Genomic DNA, 17,960 nt, shown 5'->3' on the forward strand with positions numbered 1-17,960 from the left:
ATTATAATATTCATATACTATGAATATGGCAGGTGACGCTTTTATGGATAAGAAAAGAATGAAATCTTTGAAAGAGGACTACAAGCATTTTGCGTTTACCTTGCTTGCAGTCAGCACTTTTTTATATATAGGCGCGGTTCTTCCAGATCAAGGCTTGAGCTTAGCCCAAAAATCAATCATGATGATAACGGATTGCTTGTTTCTGACAGGCGCTTTCTTTTGCGTGAACCGTTCACTTATTTACAAAAAACGTATAGAACAAGCGGATGAATAAAAAAAGAGCCATTGTCTGTTTCAAGACAATGGCTCTTTTTGTTAGTCGCGCAATTCTTTTCCCATGCCCTTTAAAAATTGAAGGCCGAAGCCGACCGCACGATTAATATCCGGATCGTTCATCGCTTTTAACAGGTCAAGAACGCCTACCTTTTTATCTTCTTTTAAGAAGCTTTGCGCTTGCTCTGTACCTGCCAAGACACTCTCCAAGAGCTTCCCTGTAAAGGCAGGATCAGCTTTTGTTAAAGCCCCGCCTGCTGCCATCATCGTATTGATCAGGTTTGTGACAGGCTCTCGAGAAACTTGACCGAGCGCGATTTTTGCGATTTCTTCCTTCGCTTGCAGCATGCTGTTTGCAGCATCAAACACGCCGAGGCTGTTAAGCTCTCCCATTAATTTCATCGTTTTAGAAACGGAATCTTCGTTTTCCGCAAGCAGTGCTTTTAGTTCTTCAAGTTTTTCAAGCTTTACTTGCTCCTCTGTTTTTGTTTCTTTTTGAATCGTTGAAATAGGTATGGCCATTATCGTTTTCCTCCTTTCTGTCAGTCTGTAAGATGGACATATCCGGGACGGTTCCATTTCCGTTCCGCTTCGACCCCATTTTGCGGATAGCGTTTTTTGTTCCGCGGATTGGTTTTTGGCAGCGGCGGAATCTCACATGAACCAAGCACTTCCATACGGACTTTGGTTTGCTTATAGGCTGGCGTGTGAGTGCGTGTATCGTATGCCGGACCAGTCAAAAAGTTAATGGCCGAATCTTTGTCTGTTGAATTCATCGGAAGATACAATTCATTCGAACGAACACGGTCTGTGATCAGCGCATTTAATTTTACCGCGCCATAAGGCGAAACAAGCCGCACCATTGTACCGTCGCAAACCCCGCGTTCTTTTGCAAGCTCAGGGGAAATTTCAACAAATACATCCGGAACTTTCGATTGGATTCCTTTTGATTTATTAGTCATATTTCCCTCGTGGAAATGCTCAAGCATCCGCCCATTGTTGATGTGAAGGTCGTATTCTGCAGGGAATACTGCCGGTTCCACCCAATCGGCCAGCGCAAAGCGGGCTTTTTTATCAGGGAAGTTAAACCCATCTTCATAAAGAAGCGGTGTGCTTTCGCCTGTGAAGCTGCCCCATAGGAAGCTGTTCCAGCCCTCAAGGACATCATAGCTTGCTTTTCCAAACAACGGAGAAAGGCTTGCCATTTCTGAGAAAATGTCGCTCGGATGACTGTAGTTCCAGTTAGCGCCTAAACGATTTGCAACCTCTTGAATGATCCACCAGTCCGGTTTCGCCTCACCAAGCGTCGGAAGTGCTTGATACAGTCTTTGTACACGGCGTTCAGTATTTGTAAAGGTTCCCTCTTTTTCAAGAGAAGGAGCGGCAGGTAATACAACATCAGCGTATTGTGCCGTTCTTGAAAGAAAAATGTCCTGTACAACAAAGAAATCAAGGCTAGACAGAATGTCATGGACATGATTGGCGTTTGAATCTACAAGCGCCATATCTTCACCTACAAGATACATCGCTTTCATGCCGCCTTCTTCAATGGAATGAAGCATTTCAATATTATCAAGGCCAGGCTTGCCGTCAATGGTTACGCCGTAAGCTTCTTCAAATTTTGCGCGCGCCTCATCGTCTGTAATGTGCTGATAACCCGGCAGCCATCCCGGCAGCGTGCCCATGTCACAGGCTCCTTGTACATTGTTATGGCCGCGAAGAGGATATGCGCCAGCGCCCGGACGTCGGTAATTGCCTGTAGCGAGAAGCATGTTTGAAATGGCTGCGGATGTGTCGGAGCCGCCTGTGTTTTGGGTAACGCCCATTCCCCATAGAACACAAGTGCCGTCTGCATCGCGAATCATTTCTGCAATTTGGATGATCGTCTCTTTTGAAAGGCCTGTAATGCTTTCCGCGTATTCAAGTGTATATTTTTCTAAAGTTTGCTTATAATCTTCAAAGAAATTTACGTTCTCATCAATAAATGCTTGATCGTGCCAGCCTTGGTCGATTATGTATTTTGTCACAGCCATTAACCACACTTGGTCTGTACCTTGCTGAGGGCTGATAAAGAGATCAGAGCGTTCTGCCATTTCGTTTTTGCGAAGATCGGCAACAATGAGTTTTTGGCCGTGAAGCTTGTGGGCCCGTTTCACGCGAGTGGCAAGCACCGGATGGCCTTCCGCCGGATTGGCGCCGACAATGATGACAAGACCGGCTTTTGCAATGTCTTGAATCGTTCCGGCATCGCCGCCCATGCCGACAGTGCGGAATAAACCGTCAGTCGCCGGAGATTGGCAGTAGCGGGAGCAATTGTCCACGTTATTGGTTTCAAAGACCTGACGCGCTAATTTTTGAATCACATAGTTATCTTCATTTGTAATTTTAGAAGAAGAAATAAATCCGACAGAGCCTTTCCCGTATTGCTCCTTAATGGCGCCGAGTCTGCTGGCGACAACATCAAGCGCTTCTTCCCAAGTTGACTCGACAAATGTTCCGTTCTTCCGGATTAAAGGTTTTGTGATACGTTCTTCTGAGTTGACGAAATCCCAGCCGAATTTTCCTTTGACACAAGTGGAAATGGCGTTGACCGGTGCGTCAGAAACAGGCTGGATTTTTAATATATCCCGTCCTTTTGTCCAAACCTCAAACGAACATCCGACACCGCAGAACGTGCAGACGGTTTTCGTTTTTTTCGTCCGTGTGTCGCGCATGGCGGCCTCCACTTCAGAGATGGCGAAGATGCTGCTGTATCCTGGTTCAACATTTTTGACAAGGTCAACCATCGGCTCCATGACATCTTCTTTAATGCCTGTCATAAAACCTGCTTGGCCGAGCATTGATTTCTCCATAAGTGCGTTACAAGGACACACGGTTACACATTGTCCGCAGCTGACGCATGAAGATTCATTAATCGCCACTCCTTGATCCCAAATGACCCGCGGGCGTTCCCGTTCCCAGTCAATAGATAGTGTTTCATTGACCTGGAGATTTTGGCAAACCTCTACGCATTGTCCGCAAGCAATACACTGGTTCGGATCGTAGCGGTAAAACGGATGTGACATATCAACCGCGCATGAAGGATCTTCTTTCGGTGTATAAGGATATTTTTGGTGTTCAATTCCCATCATCTCCGCCGTATTATGCAGCGTACAGTTGCCGTTGTTATTATCGCAAACCGTACAATAGAGCAAATGATTTTCAAGAAGACGGTCCATTGCTTCGGTCTGTGCTTCTTTCACTCGTTCCCCTGAAAGACTGACAGACATCCCGTTTTCAGCAACGGTCGAACAAGACCGCTTCAATTGTCCGTTTACTTCAACGATACAAGTATCACACGTTTGGATTGGATCTACTTCGGGAACATGGCAGATTTGAGGAATCTCAATCCCGTTTTGATTCAAAATGTCTAAAAGCTTAGTCCCCTCTGATGCTTGATATTCTGTGCCGTCTATATTGACGCTGATCGACTTTGCGTCCATCATATTCCCCTCCATCTTTCATAAGAAGTCAAAAAAAGCCATGCATAGATACACCGGTCCTGATCAAAATCAAAAGGCGGTATAAACACACATGGCGGAATAGTTCACTAGCAAGTCTTACTAACAGACCAATCCTGATTTTTATAAAATGATAGATTCATAACACGTTTCCTATTACAAATCCATCAACACTGCTTTTATTATAATGTGATATTTATTATAATACAATATGGCGGGAAAATTTTAACCTAGTGAAATGTAAAAACAGGGGACCGGGAAAATGCCTAATCAAAAGGCTTGAATCGGAAGGGGTAAAGGATGTCTAAAAAAATTCATGAATTTAACGATATCATTCGTAAGCTTAGAAAAGAATTATTCGGAAAAGGGCCTGAGCGAATTCATACTGTATTTGTGGAGAATATGGCAGTATCAACTCTTTATGGCAATTTGAGCGCCAGTGAACAGTTTATCGCCCGCACGCCGGAAGGAAAAGAAATGGTGCATGCGGCGCGCACGAGTCTTATTCAGGATCTTTATTCGAAACACACGCCTGAGGGGATGGAGGAACTGATCGGCGCAAAACTTGTCCATTTATTCTCAGACATTAAGATTGAGGAGAATATAGCAGTCTCTGTTTTTGTATTTGACCGAAAGATTGATGATCAAACAGAAGCGGTAAACAGCTGATTAAAATGTTGTTGACACGAAATTGTCACATTTGATATGATAATCGTACTACAGTCATATAAGGAAAAAGCAATGGAATGTATGCACGTTCTGTATATGTTCTATGCCAGAAACTTAATTCTGCTTGATATTGTTGTATGGGTATGCATACAAGTTAGGCGGCATTCAAAACTCCTGTGTTACACAGGTTATTTGAGTGCCGCCTTTTTTATTGCGATTCTTTTGTGCACTGTCAAAAATGAAGAGATAATGGAGGCGTTTTTAGTATGGCTTTTCGCAGACCGGATGAAATAGCAGATGCTGCGATCGAAGCAGGGGCAAAAAAAGTAAATCTTCCTATGCCGTCACTGCTTGTATTGGGATTTTTAGGAGGCGCATTTATCGCTCTCGGCTATTTGCTTGATATCAGAGTGATCGGGGATCTTCCAAAAGAATGGGGGAGCCTGTCAAGCTTTTTGGGAGCTGCTGTGTTTCCCGTTGGATTAATACTTGTTGTTCTTGCGGGGGCTGAATTGATTACAGGAAATATGATGTCTGTGGCAATGGCCTTATTTTCAAAGAAAATTTCTGTATCACAGCTCGCGATCAACTGGATAATTGTGACATTGATGAATTTGGTCGGCGCTCTGTTTGTCGCTTATGTTTTCGGACATCTGATCGGTTTAACAGAAACAGGACCTTATGCAGTTAAAACCATTGCGGCCGCACAAGGAAAACTGGATTTATCTTTCGGCCAAGTTCTCATTTCCGGAATAGGGTGTAACTGGCTCGTCTGTCTTGCTGTATGGCTTTCTTTCGGAGCTGACGATGCTGTAGGAAAAATAGCAGGAATCTGGTTTCCGATAATGGCCTTTGTTGCAATTGGATTCCAGCACGTAGTTGCCAATATGTTTATCATTCCGGCCGCTATTTTTGCAGGCTCCTTTACGTGGACGCAATTTATTGGCAATCTGATCCCCGCCTTTATCGGCAATGTTATCGGGGGAGCGCTTTTCGTCGGACTTATTTATTTTATTGCTTATCAAAAAAAGGACCGCTCAACAAAAGAAATGAAGAAAGTGTCTTAAGCAGGAGCCACGGCGGTCAAACATCTTGGCATAGGGACAAAGCCAGTGAATGAATGGCACAAATAAAGTCCATTTATTGAAAAAATTGTTTACAAAAAGGAATTTGATGGATATACTTACAAAGTAAGAAAAAAAGCAAAGGAGGTTGAATCAAATGACAATGCTAAAAAGATGGGAACCTATGCAAGGCGCAAGACATATTTATGCAGTTGATCATGATACATTCAGCCTGTGGAAGAGTACGTGTCCTTCCTTAACCGATGCTTATTGCACGTTTTAAACTCGGATTAATCGGACCATACGCTACTCCCCGCAGGAGAAGAAGCTTTATTGTCTTCTTTCGTCTGCGGTTTTGTTTTGCCCGCAGCAGAAGGATAGATGCCGCGGGTTATTTCGCTTTGTGCGAACACTGAAAGGGGGTGAGCGATATGACCATTAACCTTTTCTTTTTAACATTAACGATTAAAAAGCGACGTAAAAGTCTGGAAGAGTATGAACAGGAACAGCAGATTGAACGATTTTACAACGAAACGAAGGAAACCCAGCTGAAACACCTTTACTTGACCAATTGGCGCTAGGCGGGAAAGAAAAAAACAAAAGGAGGAGATGGCACATGTTTAGAATTGAATTATTGACTCATTACACGATGGAGAAGGACCAGGTTTAGCTGGTGATATAAAGAGCCGCGGTCAATATCTTGCCATCCCGCATATGATAAAAAAGCAGTATCATTTTATCTAAGCAGGTGATGGCATGAACAACAATCAAAAGAGAATGCCTTCGATTGGGCATGGCTATGCTTCCATTCCGCACTCCTTTAAGCACGGTTATGGCAACCCGTACCGCCGGCAAAGGTTAGCGGCAATGCAGCAGCAGAGAATGTATATATCCCCATATTATTGGTTTTAGAAAAGCGCGGAAAACATTGTTTTCTGCGCTTTTTTTTGTATTTGGACTTCTTTTGAAATATGAATGTTCACTTAGATCGAAACATTTCGATAAAAGTGACCGTCTAGTTGTTATCTTCATCAATGCTCAACCAAAAGTGATGAGATAAGGGGAAATTTTTATTATATAAAAATAGTAAATAGACCAATGAAACCAAAAGCGGGTGTTGCAAATGCTGCAAAATAGAATGAGAAAGCCTACTGCTGCTTTAAAGACGATTATGGCAAAATGCTTTGCACGTGAAAATACACGTAAAAAAATCATTCAATATATGATGATTGATTCTATAGATATACAGGAAAATGACCGAATTTTAGAAATTGGCACCGGAAGCGGTGAAGTTTTTAAAAAAATAACTGATAAATTAGACAAAGGAAGCCTAAAAAGCATTGAGCCTTCTAAAAGAAGAGTAAGGCGGGCGACTCGAAGAAATTCGGATGATCTCGAAAACGGGCGCGGTGAAATCGTATATGGTAAACCGGAAAGCATCCCATTTGCAGACCGCACCTTTAATAAAGTGTTTTCTTTACATACGGTTCAATCGTGTACAGATGTAAAGCTGGCATTAAAAGAAATTTACCGGGTGCTGCAGGTTGACGGACGTTTTTATATCAGCATAAGCGCGGCAGACAAACCGGCAGCAGGATTAGACGAAAAGAAGATCATACAGTTATTGAGTGAACAATACTTTAGAGACATTTCTGTTACACGGCGTGATGATTATCTTTGCATTATCGCAGTTAAATAGAAAAAATTTCTTGGGAAATATTCCGAACTGCACTTCAGCATTCAGCTCTTTCTTCTGGGAGTATTGAGGGAGTGACCAGCAGGTGTCAGTTTGGGTATATTTCCTTAATTTGATAATATCTGTCCGTCATTTATATTAAAATAAGTTTTTTTCATATAGACTATAAGCAGAAGCAGACTTGATAGTGATCCAGATAAAAAAATTTGTGAACAAGCGGAATGAATATTCATTCCGCAAATGGCGGTACGGAGGTTTCAATGACAACTGCACTTAATAAGTATGACATGATCTTGAAGGCGTCACTCTCTCTATTTACTGAAAGAGGCTTTGACGCCGCCACGATTCCTATGATAGCCAAAAGGGCTGATGTAGGAGCAGGCACTATTTATCGTTATTTTGACAGTAAAGAAACGCTTGTAAATGTATTGTATCAAGAGAGCGTGCAGCGCTTCACAAAAAAAGTGAGGAAGGATTTTTCAAGCATCCCGGTACGGGAAGGTTTTGAACACATTTTTTATTGCTTAATCGATTTTACAAAAGAAAGCGAGTATGCGTTATTCTTTCTGGAAACAAAGAAGAATTCACATTATTTAAATCAAACAAGCAGGCAGCTTCTTGATCAGCTGCTTCATATGCTGGATGACTTTTTTAAACGTGGAAAAAGTGAAGGCGTGATTCGTTCCTTGCCGTCGAATGTTTTAATAGCGATTGTTCTCGGGGCTTTTCTTAATATATATCAGTTAGTGCAAGCGGGTGATGTAGAGATAAACGCTGAACTGATCACTGAGTTGGAGCAATGCTGCTGGGACGCTATTAAACTTCACTGATTTTCTGCGAAGAGCATAAATGGAAAGGAAGATGGTTATGAAACAAGCAAGCTTAATTCCGCAGCCGAAAACATACGGACCTTTGAAAAATTTGCCGCAGTTAGATAAAGAAAAGGTCTCGCAATCCCTTTGGCGGATAGCTGATGAATACGGACCGATTTTCCGGTTTGAATTTCCGGGAGCCGTCGGCGTTTTCGTTTCCGGCCATGAACTGGTTGCCGAGGTGTGTGATGAATCTCGTTTCGATAAAAACCTGAGCAATAGTTTGCAGAAAGTACGTGAATTTTCCGGAGACGGTCTATTTACAAGCTGGACTCATGAACACAATTGGCAAAAAGCCCACCGTATCCTTTTGCCGAGCTTCAGCCAAAAAGCGATGAAAGGCTATCATTCGATGATGCTTGATATTGCTGAACAGCTGATACAAAAATGGAGCAGGCTCAACCCGAATGAAGAGATTGATGTTGCCGAAGATATGACTCGGCTGACGCTTGACACAATCGGGTTATGCGGATTTAACTACCGTTTCAACAGCTTTTATCGGGATACACAGCACCCATTTATAACAAGTATGCTTCGCGCTTTGAAGGAGGCCATGCGCCAAACGCAAAGACTCAGTCTGCAGGATAAGCTGATGGTCAAAGCAAAGCAGCAGTTTCAGCATGATATTGAAGTCATGAACGCGCTTGTGGACAGAATTATCGCCGAACGAAAAGAAAACCCGGATGAAAACGTGAAGGACCTTCTATCCTTGATGCTTCATGCTGAAGATCCGGTAACAGGGGAAAGGCTTGATGACGAAAATATCCGGCATCAAATTATTACGTTCCTGATTGCGGGACACGAAACAACGAGCGGCTTGCTTTCCTTCGCTATATATTGTCTGCTCAAAAATCGCGATAAACTAGAAAAAGCCTGCCAAGAAGCAGAGCAGGTATTAACTGGAGATACACCGACTTATAAACAAATTCAACATTTAAAATATATCCGGATGGTTTTAAATGAAGCCCTCCGTCTATATCCGACAGCTCCTGCATTTTCAGTCTATGCAAAGGAAGATACGGTTTTAGGAGGACAGTATCAAATCAGCAAAGGACAGCCCGTTTCTGTGCTGGTCCCGAAATTGCATCGTGACCAAAGCGTCTGGGGAGAAGATGCCGAAGATTTTCGCCCTGAACGGTTTGAGAACCCGTCCGACATACCGAATCACGCCTATAAACCGTTTGGTAACGGGCAGCGCGCCTGTATCGGGATGCAGTTTGCGCTTCAGGAAGCGACAATGGTTCTCGGGCTTGTTCTCAAGCATTTTGAATTGATCGATCACACCGATTATGAGCTGAAAATAAAAGAAGCATTAACAATTAAGCCGGATCATTTCAAAATCAGGGTAAAACCGAAGAAAAGCGCACCGAAGTCGTTTTCAAAACAAACGGCAGAACAACCAGAACAAACAAATAAACGGGCGGAGACAGCAGGCAAACCATCTCATGGCACCCCTCTCCTCGTGCTTTATGGGTCAAATCTTGGCACGGCGGAAGGACTGGCGGAGGAGCTTGCAGATATCGGACGCTATCAAGGCTTTCAAACTGAGACGGCGCCGCTGGATGATTATATTGGAAATCTGCCCGCTAAAGGTGCTGTGGTAATTGTGACCGCCTCTTACAACGGTGCTCCGCCGGATAATGCAGCAGGCTTTGTGAAATGGATTGAAACCCTTGAAGCAGGTGAATTGAAGGGAGTCAACTACGCCGTGTTTGGCTGCGGAAACCGCAACTGGGCCGGCACATATCAGCGAATTCCCCGGCTGATTGATGAAACGCTGGCAGCAAAAGGAGCAAATCGGCTGATACCGATCGGTGAAGGCGATGCAGCGGATGACTTTGAAAGCAGCCAAGAAGAGTGGGAGCAAAGGTTTTGGGAAGATACGCTGAAGGCCTTCCATCTTCAAGCGTCATCTGCAAAAGAAGAGAGACCGGCTCTGTCGATTGAGTTTATGAGTGAAACGATAGGTACCCCGCTCGCTAAAACATATGACGCTTTTGAAGCAATTGTCGAAGAAAATCGGAAGCTTCAAACGAATACCAGTCCTCGCGACACGCGGCATATCGAATTACAAGTGCCTGTTGCCGAAGACTACAAAGAAGGCGATCATATCGGGATCCTTCCGAAAAACAGCAAGGAGCTTGTCGGCAGAGTTATCAAGCGTTTCGGCCTGGCGCCGCACAGTCTTGTTAAAATCAGCGGCGGCCGGAATGTATCCCACCTTCCTTTAGAACAGCCGATCAATGTAGCTGATCTTTTATCGTCAAATGTAGAACTGCAGGAGCCGGCTACACGGGCGCAGCTTCGAGAGCTTGCCGCATATACAGTGTGCCCTCCGCATAAGAAAGAGCTTGAGATGCTTCTTTCTGATCAGACATATAAAGATCAAGTGCTGAAAAAACGTATTACAATGATTGACCTATTAGAGGATTATCCGGCATGTGAAATGCCGTTTGAACGATTTTTGGAGCTGCTGCCATCGTTAAAGGCGCGCTACTATTCAATATCAAGCTCGCCCAGAGTTTATCAACATAAAGTCAGTATTACAGTGGGAGTCGTGGCATCTCCGGCCTGGAGCGGCCGCGGAGAATATCGGGGTGTCGCCTCAAATTATTTAGCCGGACTAAAAGCCGGGGACCGTGTGGCCTGCTTTATCAGAACGCCTCAATCAGGCTTTCGTCTGCCTGAGAGCTTTGAGACACCTCTTATCATGGTCGGTCCCGGAACTGGAATTGCGCCATACAGAGGGTTCATCCAAGCGAGAGGTGTATGGAAAGAGAAGGGGAATAAACTTGGCGAAGCCCATCTGTACTTCGGCTGCCGCCATCCGGAACAAGATGATCTTTACAGAGAAGAACTTGATCAAGCAGAAGATGCCGGCTTAGTAAATGTGCACCGCAGCTATTCACGCAGAGAAACGGAACCAAAAGTGTATGTCCAGCATCTGTTAAAACAAGATGCTGAACAAGTCATTGCACTGCTTGATCAAGGCGCTTATTTTTACGTGTGCGGAGATGGCAGCCGAATGGCTCCTGAAGTAGAAGAAACGCTCCGTGAAGCTTTTGAAGCTGTAAAAGGAGAAAGCCGTAAAGCCTCAGCAGAATGGATCAGCAAACTGCAAGAAGAGGGGCGATATGTGAAAGATGTCTGGACAGGTGTATAAATAGGTAATTTGTAATATAAAACCCGCCGATCTGATGAAGATGGCGGGGTTTTTATCATATAAAAGTATAAAAAACCGGCGCGATATTTGAAATCTACTGATTAAAAGGATAGTTATAGGGAGTATCGCGCCGGTCTTAGTATTATTATCGTACAAAAGATACAAAAGTTTAATATTTTTTTGTGCTTTTTACTTAACTATTCTGTTTGGTTGGTTTTCTAGTCTTTGATTTTGGCTTGATCAGACGGGAAGGTGTATAACCACCCGCATACAGTGTGCCTTTTTTGATGTCCAGATGATTCAAAAGTTCTGTAAAATGAAGGGCTTTATACTGCTCTTGAATATGTAAAAAGATAAGCATGGCAGCCTTCGAATCTTCCCGGGCATTATGATGGTTAAATCGGAAGTTGATTCGATCTGCGAGAAAGGAAAGTTTATAGCTTTCAAGTTCCTTCCAGTGTCTTTTGGCCATTTGCAGAGTGCAAGTATATTCAAATTCCGGGTAATCTAAACCATAGTCATCAAGTGTGCTTCGCAAAACACTGATATCAAAGCTCGCATTATGGGCAATGACAAGACCGTTTGTCAAATACGGCTTTATTTCAGGCCAAAGCTCATCAAAACGCGGCTCATTCGCCACCATGTTTTCATCAATGCCATGCAGAGCGGTATTAAACGAATGAAATCTATTCTGTTTGGGCTGAATCAGCCATTCATGATTCATAACAATGCTGTTATTTTCAAATATGGTCATTCCTAAGGAACAAGCACTGTTTCTGGAAGAATTGGCCGTTTCAAAATCAATGGATACAACTCTCATTTTGATCCTCCTGAGTAAGCTATCTATTTCATAATCTATCGTTTGAGCGGTCAAAGCAGAAAAACTGCCTGAGCCATAAGTATACAGGCTGCTGCTGCTTTTAAACAGTAAATTGCACAATATCTGAGTGCAACAAAAGAGAAAATGGATCATAGAAACAGAAAAGCAGCCATATTGTTATGCCTGCTTTTCTTTGTGATGTGCAGATTCAGCGAGTAAAATAACCGGATATGAGAGAAGAAGCAACCCAGTGATAAATGCAATGATTCCAAGCCAATGAAAATGGGTCCAAAAGAATCCGCCGATTGATCCGGCCAAACTGGAGCCGAGATAATATGCCAGCAAATAGAGAGAGGATGCTTGAGCGCGATATTCAGCCGCGGCACGCCCGACCCACGAGCTTGCGATAGAGTGAGAGCCAAAGAATCCGAAAGTAAAGACTGCGATTCCGGCGATCTTCAGAGGAAGCTGGGGGAAAAGCGTCATCAATGCGCCCCCTCCCATTAGGGCGATTGAGACTTTAATCGTTCCAGAGCTGCCAAAACTGTCCGCTTTTTTTCCCATGTAAACAGAACTGAAGGTTCCGGCGAGATAGACAACAAAAATGAATCCTATTATTGTTTGCGACAGGTGATAAGGAGCGCCCATTAATTGGAAGCCGATGTAATTATATAACGTGACGAAGCTGCCCATTAAAATAAACCCAAGCGAGATTAAAAGCAGCAGACGCTTATGGGCAAAAACAGCGCAGTATTCCTTAAACGCCATTTTCAAACTGATATGCCTTTTAACCGAATGCCGGGGAGCAGGAAGGAAAATCCAGAACAGATAGCTTAAAATAATTGATAATATGCCGATGATTCCCAGCGCTTGCCGCCAGCCGAAAAGGTCTGTCAGCAGCCCCGTTAACAGCCGTCCGCTCATACCGCCTATGCTCGTGCCGCTAATATAAAGACCCATCATTCTTCCGAGCCCTTTAGGATCGAATTCTTCCCCTACATATGTCATAGCGATAGCGGGCACACCTGCGAGAAAGACGCCAAGCAGCCCTCTCATCGCCAACAATGCTGAAAAAGTGGGACTGAAGGCGGTCAGCAGGCCGAGAATCGATGTAGCTGACATCGAAATCACCATCAGTTTTTTTCTGCCCAGCCCGTCTGATAAAGACGCGGCCGCCAATAAAGAGAACGCTAAAACACCGGTTGAAATTGACAACGTGAGACTTGCTGCGGCCGCAGATATATGAAATTCCTTTGCAAACAAGGGCAAAAGCGGCTGCGTCGTATACAGCGTGGCAAATGTGACAAAACCGCTGATAAATAGAGCCCAACTCGCTCTCCGATAATCGTTCGTATGAGGCTGAATGAAACCCATGATGTCCCTCATTTCTTAGATTTGGTTATACCATCCATCCTACGCTTCACATTGTTATGTGTCTAATTTATAATTGCTATCAATACGATGTGTTTTTGTTATGATTGGGGGATTCAAAAATGGAGCTTCATCAGATAGATAACTTTATCGCGGTAGCCAAACATCAGCACTTTACAAACGCCGCGCGGGAGCAAAGAATTTCCCAGCCGGCTCTTAGCAGATCTATTCTGAAACTTGAAGAAGAGCTGGGTGTTCCTTTACTCACCAGAACATCGAAAGCTGTCAGGCTCACAAGGCACGGCGAGCAGTTTCTGATAAAAGCAAGACAGGCGCGGCGCGCGCTTAATGAAGGGATTGAACAAATTGAAAAAAGCATGAGCCTTGAATATGGAGAAATATCGGTTTCTTTTTTACATACACTCGGCTCTCGGCTCATGCCGCAGCTCATTGCAGAATTTAAGAAGCATTATCCGAACGTCACTTTCAGGCTTTACCAGGGGGCAAACGAAACGCTTCATCAAATGGTAGAAACGGGAGAGGCGGATATTTGCCTGAGCTCACCGCCTCTTCCAAACGATTTGCTGGAATGGACGATTTTAGATAAAGAACCTTTATATTTGGTTCTTCCCGAGGCTCATCCGCTCGCAAAGCAAAAGGAAATTGAGATTCAAAGCTTACAGTATGAAGACTTTGTAGGCTTTAAACCAGGATATGGACTGAGATATATGTTCGATCTCATGTGCAATGAGCTGCAAATCAGCCCGCAGCTCGCCTTTGAAGGGGAAGAGGTCTCAACTATACTCGGCCTGGCAGCCTCAGGATTAGGCGCGGCTGTATTGCCGAAAACTGCGGAACACCAGCACTTTCCTGTTGTGTTTTGTCATGTCGCTGATTATAAATGCGAGCGCACCATCGCCTTGGCCCAGCTGAAGGACCGGGATTTGCCCCCGGCGGCCCAGCGTTTTAAAAGCTTTGTCATTGATTTTTACCGACAGCACAAAGACCAGAGCTTCATGTAGGCTCTGGTCTTGACTTTCCATACAAACAGCCAATCAATCAAAAGACTGGCTGTGACCAGCTGCTTGTCTATGTGGCTTATACTGTTTTTTAAGATGTTTCCGATAATGAAAATCGTGGATCAGACGGATCGTAGGCCTGATCAAAAGCAGGAAGCTTCCGATCACAAACAGCCATATTCCCGCAGACTTCATTTTTTCAGAGAAGAAAAAAAAGCTCCCGACAAGAAATAATACGCCAATCATAAAATCATTTACAGTATAAAGGACTTTATATCTTTTTTTGAAAAACATCTCATATCGTTCCATACGAGCCTTCATGTCACGCTCTTCTTTGTGTTTCATTGACCTTCCTCCAATCTCTTTTTTTGTTTCCCAGTTTTAAATGGCTGCTAAACAAAACAGTTTGTAATATATTGATCATTCTGAATATTCACTTGAACAATATATTAAAGAGTGTCTGTTACTGATCAAAACAAAGTGACACAGTCTCCTGCGGATAAGCAGCAAGGGGGGACGTAAACGCATTTGTTAGAAATTTGTATTGACGTATAAAGGAAAGTAAGGTAATTTATAATGAATAAAAATATAAATATTTCCATATATAAAAGCGATGAAGAGAAGAGTAAATACATTAATTCTTTACAGAGAGCTCCGGAAGCTGGAAAGGAGCATGAGTGAATGTATTGAACCAAGCCTCTCAGCTTCACATCGGAATCCTTACAAGGAAGATGGTGTGACAGGTACTCCTGTTATCGAGATGGGTAATCTTAGTTACCTGCTAAGGTTTGTATGGTGACATATAAACAAACTGAGGTGGCACCACGGGAAAAATCTCGTCCTCAAGACATGACGTCTTGGGACGGGATTTTTTTTATTTGTAAAGGGCGAAAGCTTTCGTAAGGGGGAAGGAAGATGCATATGAAAAGATTAATAGAATCTTGGAAATATCCCGCGTTTCTCTTGGGGGCAATTGGAATTTCAACTATTGGTGAATGGATTTATTTTATATCCCTCAATCTCATTGTACTTAAAGAAACCGGTTCGGCTTTGGCGGTGTCAATCCTTTATATCTTAAAACCGCTGGCTGCTCTGTTCACAAATGTCTGGTCCGGAAGTTTAATAGATCGTTTACATCAACGAAACCTCATGATTGCATTAGATTTCATAAGAGCTGTATGTATTGCGGTGATTCCGCTCCTTCTCTCCATATGGCCTGTCTATTCAATTTATTTCATTGTCTTTTTCATCAATATGGCAAATTCTATGTTCAGACCGGCCTCTATGGCTTATATCACCAAATTAATTCCCCCTGATCACAGAAAGCGATTTAACTCCCTTCGCGCCTTGCTTGATTCCGGAGGCTTTCTGCTTGGTCCGTCTATTGCCGGAATGCTCTTTTTAATAGGCACCCCGATATTTGCCATCTATATCAATGCGTTTGCCTTATTGATATCAGGAGTCATAACTTCGTTTATGCCCAAGCTTGAAAAAAGGGCTGAAATAACAGAAAAGCTTTCTGTTAATCTGCTAAGAAAAGATTGGAATGTTGTGATCCGATTCAGCCGCAAAAATAGCTATATCATGTGTATCTATTTTTTATTCACTTGTGTGTTAACAGTCATGATGACAGCTATAGATTCGCTTGAAGCCGCTTTTTGTAAAGAAATTCTTCAATTATCTGACACAGACTATGGATTTCTTGTCAGTGTGGCAGGAGCTGGAATTATCGTCGGGGCTTTTGTGAATTCTGTTTTTGTGAAAAAACTGCCCACTTCTTTATTAATGGGGCTGGGTTCATTATTTGTCTCAGCCGGCTATATCATCTATGCCTTTTCAAATTTCTTTCTCATGGCGGCATGCGGCTTTTTTGTTCTCGCTTTTTTCTTAGCCTTTGCTAACACAGGCTTTATGACCTTTTGTCAAAAAAACATACCAGTGGAAGTGATGGGAAGGGTAGGCAGTATATATGCGCTGAGTGAGGCCGCATTAATAATCATTGCCACACTCTGTTTTGGCATCGGTGCCCAGTTTATATCCATTCAGTATGTTGTCATTCTCGGAGCTGTCATCATGTTTTTATTTTCAATCATATTATGTATATTTCTGTTTCAGCCGAAAAGGGCTGGGACGCATGAGACATACATTTAGAAAGAGCAAAAAGCAGCAGATGACGTCAATTAATCTGCCGCGAGTTTTTTGAAGGATGACTGACATGAGGCGAAGTCGCTTTTATCATTTCCCCTTCGCAATTTCCCTTATTTCGAAATAGAGATTGGAAAATTACCAGATTCTATATATACACCAAAAGATCCGCCAGTTTTGGTTCTTTTGTTTTCCATTTAAGAAAATTGAAGGCTGTCGAAATTTTCTCGACAGCCTGAAGTTCTTAAAGGGCTATTAGGGTCATTTTACCTTTGATGTTTACACAAGATATATGTATAATATAAATCGTAATGTTTTCGATTTGTATAAAAGGAGTGGTGTAATGAAGATTTTATTGGCAAAGAAGTTAGGTATATTAACAATTGGTTCGTTACTAGTATTGGCAGGATGTCAGACTTCAGGTTCATCCGAAGGTGAGTCTAATAAAACAACATCATCTTCGTCAGCGACAGAAGACTCTTCTAAAACGCAAGAGCCAACATCTGAAAGTCACACACACGAACATGCTCACGATCATAGTCATGCACATGATGAGAAAACAGAAAAAATTTATGAGGGCTATTTTAAAAACAGTCAAGTAAAGGATCGTTCACTTTCTGATTGGAAAGGAGACTGGCAATCTGTATATCCATACCTGCAAGATGGTACTCTTGACGAAGTATTTTCTTATAAAGCAGAACATGAAGATGATATGACAGCTGAAGAATATAAAGAGTATTACAAAAAAGGGTATAAAACAGATGTTGAACGTATCTTAATTCAACAAGATACTGTAACATTCTTCAAAAATGGAAAAGAATATTCTGGTGAGTATACTTATGACGGGTACGAAATTCTAACATATGATGCGGGCAATAGAGGGGTAAAATACATATTCAAACGGACTAAAGAAGCTGAAGGACTTCCTCAGTATATTCAGTTTAGTGATCATAGTATCTATCCGACTAAATCCAGTCATTACCATCTGTATTGGGGTGACGACCGTGAAGCTTTACTTGATGAAGTCAAAAACTGGCCTACATACTACCCGTCAGAAATGGATGGACACGATATTGCCCACGAGATGATGGCGCATTAAATGGGAGTGAAGAAAGGGCACGCCTAGATCTTTATGAAGCTTGAACTCTGTGCTTCACTGAATGTATGACTTGATCGTCTTCTCATCACCCGTGGCCTTTCTAAAGATTGGTCAAAGTTCTTTCCCCCTGAACAAAATCTAAGTGAGTTGGAAATACTGGGCGGAATATTGAATACATCATTCGCGAATACTAATACACACTATTTATATGGATCTCTACAGTTAGATGCCCCTGTGTTAGCTGCTGACTCCTCGTCAGCAGCTTTTTG

The 17,960-nt window shown here is 42.9% G+C and carries 17 protein-coding genes and 1 other annotated feature; of the genes, 12 read left to right on the forward strand and 5 right to left on the reverse strand.

Annotated features, from left to right (window positions below):
• Positions 1–43: 43 nt before the first annotated feature.
• Positions 44–274 carry a YrhC family protein gene (locus tag AXI57_RS09460; RefSeq protein WP_003325340.1) on the forward strand — a complete coding sequence of 77 codons (231 nt, stop codon included), beginning with the start codon at positions 44–46 and terminating at the stop codon, positions 272–274.
• 41 nt (positions 275–315) lie between these two features.
• On the opposite strand, the gene AXI57_RS09465 is transcribed toward AXI57_RS09460, so the two are convergent.
• A complete protein-coding gene (locus AXI57_RS09465) occupies positions 316–795 on the reverse strand; it encodes a helical membrane plugin domain-containing protein (RefSeq protein WP_003325341.1) in 480 nt (159 codons plus the stop codon).
• A 20-nt stretch (positions 796–815) separates the two neighbouring features.
• Positions 816–3,758 (reverse strand): formate dehydrogenase subunit alpha, encoded by a 2,943-nt coding sequence (gene fdhF / locus AXI57_RS09470; protein WP_087941813.1) that lies wholly within the window; start codon positions 3,756–3,758, stop codon positions 816–818.
• A gap of 315 nt (positions 3,759–4,073) precedes the next feature.
• Between fdhF and AXI57_RS09475 the strand changes: the two genes are divergently transcribed.
• From AXI57_RS09475 to AXI57_RS09495, 8 genes are all read left to right on the forward strand, one after another.
• The gene (locus AXI57_RS09475) at positions 4,074–4,442 is read left to right on the forward strand and encodes a Na-translocating system protein MpsC family protein (RefSeq protein ID WP_003325344.1); all 369 of its coding nucleotides are present in this window, start codon (positions 4,074–4,076) and stop codon (positions 4,440–4,442) included.
• A 266-nt stretch (positions 4,443–4,708) separates the two neighbouring features.
• On the forward strand, positions 4,709–5,509 hold the full coding sequence (locus tag AXI57_RS09480; RefSeq protein WP_003325345.1) for a formate/nitrite transporter family protein: 801 nt from the start codon (positions 4,709–4,711) through the stop codon (positions 5,507–5,509).
• A 154-nt stretch (positions 5,510–5,663) separates the two neighbouring features.
• Positions 5,664–5,789, forward strand: coding sequence for a hypothetical protein (locus AXI57_RS22275; RefSeq protein WP_003325346.1), 126 nt, complete (start codon positions 5,664–5,666; stop codon positions 5,787–5,789).
• Between the two features lie 148 nt (positions 5,790–5,937).
• Positions 5,938–6,087 carry a YrzI family small protein gene (locus tag AXI57_RS20810; RefSeq protein WP_003325347.1) on the forward strand — a complete coding sequence of 50 codons (150 nt, stop codon included), beginning with the start codon at positions 5,938–5,940 and terminating at the stop codon, positions 6,085–6,087.
• A 175-nt stretch (positions 6,088–6,262) separates the two neighbouring features.
• Entirely contained in the window at positions 6,263–6,418 is a 156-nt protein-coding gene (locus AXI57_RS21330; protein ID WP_141292145.1) for a hypothetical protein, read from the forward strand.
• 211 nt (positions 6,419–6,629) lie between these two features.
• Positions 6,630–7,205 (forward strand): class I SAM-dependent methyltransferase, encoded by a 576-nt coding sequence (locus tag AXI57_RS09485; RefSeq protein WP_061669933.1) that lies wholly within the window; start codon positions 6,630–6,632, stop codon positions 7,203–7,205.
• A 257-nt stretch (positions 7,206–7,462) separates the two neighbouring features.
• Positions 7,463–8,032, forward strand: a complete 570-nt coding sequence (locus tag AXI57_RS09490; protein WP_003325349.1) for a transcriptional regulator FatR — start codon at positions 7,463–7,465, stop codon at positions 8,030–8,032.
• A gap of 37 nt (positions 8,033–8,069) precedes the next feature.
• Positions 8,070–11,237 carry a bifunctional cytochrome P450/NADPH--P450 reductase gene (locus AXI57_RS09495; RefSeq protein WP_061669934.1) on the forward strand — a complete coding sequence of 1,056 codons (3,168 nt, stop codon included), beginning with the start codon at positions 8,070–8,072 and terminating at the stop codon, positions 11,235–11,237.
• Positions 11,238–11,430: 193 nt separating this feature from the next.
• Here the strand turns inward: AXI57_RS09495 and AXI57_RS09500 are convergent, their stop codons facing one another.
• Positions 11,431–12,057 (reverse strand): 3'-5' exonuclease, encoded by a 627-nt coding sequence (locus AXI57_RS09500; protein ID WP_061669935.1) that lies wholly within the window; start codon positions 12,055–12,057, stop codon positions 11,431–11,433.
• A 177-nt stretch (positions 12,058–12,234) separates the two neighbouring features.
• Positions 12,235–13,431, reverse strand: a complete 1,197-nt coding sequence (locus AXI57_RS09505; protein WP_061669936.1) for an MFS transporter — start codon at positions 13,429–13,431, stop codon at positions 12,235–12,237.
• 119 nt (positions 13,432–13,550) lie between these two features.
• On the opposite strand from AXI57_RS09505, the gene AXI57_RS09510 reads away from it, so the two are divergent.
• A complete protein-coding gene (locus tag AXI57_RS09510) occupies positions 13,551–14,450 on the forward strand; it encodes a LysR family transcriptional regulator (protein WP_003325353.1) in 900 nt (299 codons plus the stop codon).
• A 33-nt stretch (positions 14,451–14,483) separates the two neighbouring features.
• On the opposite strand, the gene AXI57_RS09515 is transcribed toward AXI57_RS09510, so the two are convergent.
• Positions 14,484–14,792, reverse strand: a complete 309-nt coding sequence (locus AXI57_RS09515; protein ID WP_061669937.1) for a YrhK family protein — start codon at positions 14,790–14,792, stop codon at positions 14,484–14,486.
• A gap of 259 nt (positions 14,793–15,051) precedes the next feature.
• Positions 15,052–15,294: a binding site (T-box leader), on the forward strand.
• A 74-nt stretch (positions 15,295–15,368) separates the two neighbouring features.
• On the opposite strand from AXI57_RS09515, the gene AXI57_RS09520 reads away from it, so the two are divergent.
• Complete coding sequence (locus tag AXI57_RS09520; RefSeq protein WP_061670241.1) at positions 15,369–16,598, forward strand: MFS transporter; 1,230 nt, start codon at positions 15,369–15,371, stop codon at positions 16,596–16,598.
• Between the two features lie 337 nt (positions 16,599–16,935).
• Complete coding sequence (locus AXI57_RS09525) at positions 16,936–17,691, forward strand: metal-binding protein ZinT (RefSeq protein WP_061669938.1); 756 nt, start codon at positions 16,936–16,938, stop codon at positions 17,689–17,691.
• Positions 17,692–17,960 lie beyond the last annotated feature (269 nt).

The organism is Bacillus atrophaeus, assembly GCF_001584335.1.
GTDB classification, from domain to species: domain Bacteria; phylum Bacillota; class Bacilli; order Bacillales; family Bacillaceae; genus Bacillus; species Bacillus atrophaeus.

Coding starts and splice junctions, on each gene's coding strand:
- AXI57_RS09460 (WP_003325340.1), top strand. CDS start 44: ATGGATAAGAAAAGAATGAAATCTTTGAAAGAGGACTACAAGCATTTT.
- AXI57_RS09465 (WP_003325341.1), bottom strand. CDS start 795: ATGGCCATACCTATTTCAACGATTCAAAAAGAAACAAAAACAGAGGAG.
- fdhF (WP_087941813.1), bottom strand. CDS start 3,758: ATGATGGACGCAAAGTCGATCAGCGTCAATATAGACGGCACAGAATAT.
- AXI57_RS09475 (WP_003325344.1), top strand. CDS start 4,074: ATGTCTAAAAAAATTCATGAATTTAACGATATCATTCGTAAGCTTAGA.
- AXI57_RS09480 (WP_003325345.1), top strand. CDS start 4,709: ATGGCTTTTCGCAGACCGGATGAAATAGCAGATGCTGCGATCGAAGCA.
- AXI57_RS22275 (WP_003325346.1), top strand. CDS start 5,664: ATGACAATGCTAAAAAGATGGGAACCTATGCAAGGCGCAAGACATATT.
- AXI57_RS20810 (WP_003325347.1), top strand. CDS start 5,938: ATGACCATTAACCTTTTCTTTTTAACATTAACGATTAAAAAGCGACGT.
- AXI57_RS21330 (WP_141292145.1), top strand. CDS start 6,263: ATGAACAACAATCAAAAGAGAATGCCTTCGATTGGGCATGGCTATGCT.
- AXI57_RS09485 (WP_061669933.1), top strand. CDS start 6,630: ATGCTGCAAAATAGAATGAGAAAGCCTACTGCTGCTTTAAAGACGATT.
- AXI57_RS09490 (WP_003325349.1), top strand. CDS start 7,463: ATGACAACTGCACTTAATAAGTATGACATGATCTTGAAGGCGTCACTC.
- AXI57_RS09495 (WP_061669934.1), top strand. CDS start 8,070: ATGAAACAAGCAAGCTTAATTCCGCAGCCGAAAACATACGGACCTTTG.
- AXI57_RS09500 (WP_061669935.1), bottom strand. CDS start 12,057: ATGAGAGTTGTATCCATTGATTTTGAAACGGCCAATTCTTCCAGAAAC.
- AXI57_RS09505 (WP_061669936.1), bottom strand. CDS start 13,431: ATGGGTTTCATTCAGCCTCATACGAACGATTATCGGAGAGCGAGTTGG.
- AXI57_RS09510 (WP_003325353.1), top strand. CDS start 13,551: ATGGAGCTTCATCAGATAGATAACTTTATCGCGGTAGCCAAACATCAG.
- AXI57_RS09515 (WP_061669937.1), bottom strand. CDS start 14,792: ATGAAACACAAAGAAGAGCGTGACATGAAGGCTCGTATGGAACGATAT.
- AXI57_RS09520 (WP_061670241.1), top strand. CDS start 15,369: ATGAAAAGATTAATAGAATCTTGGAAATATCCCGCGTTTCTCTTGGGG.
- AXI57_RS09525 (WP_061669938.1), top strand. CDS start 16,936: ATGAAGATTTTATTGGCAAAGAAGTTAGGTATATTAACAATTGGTTCG.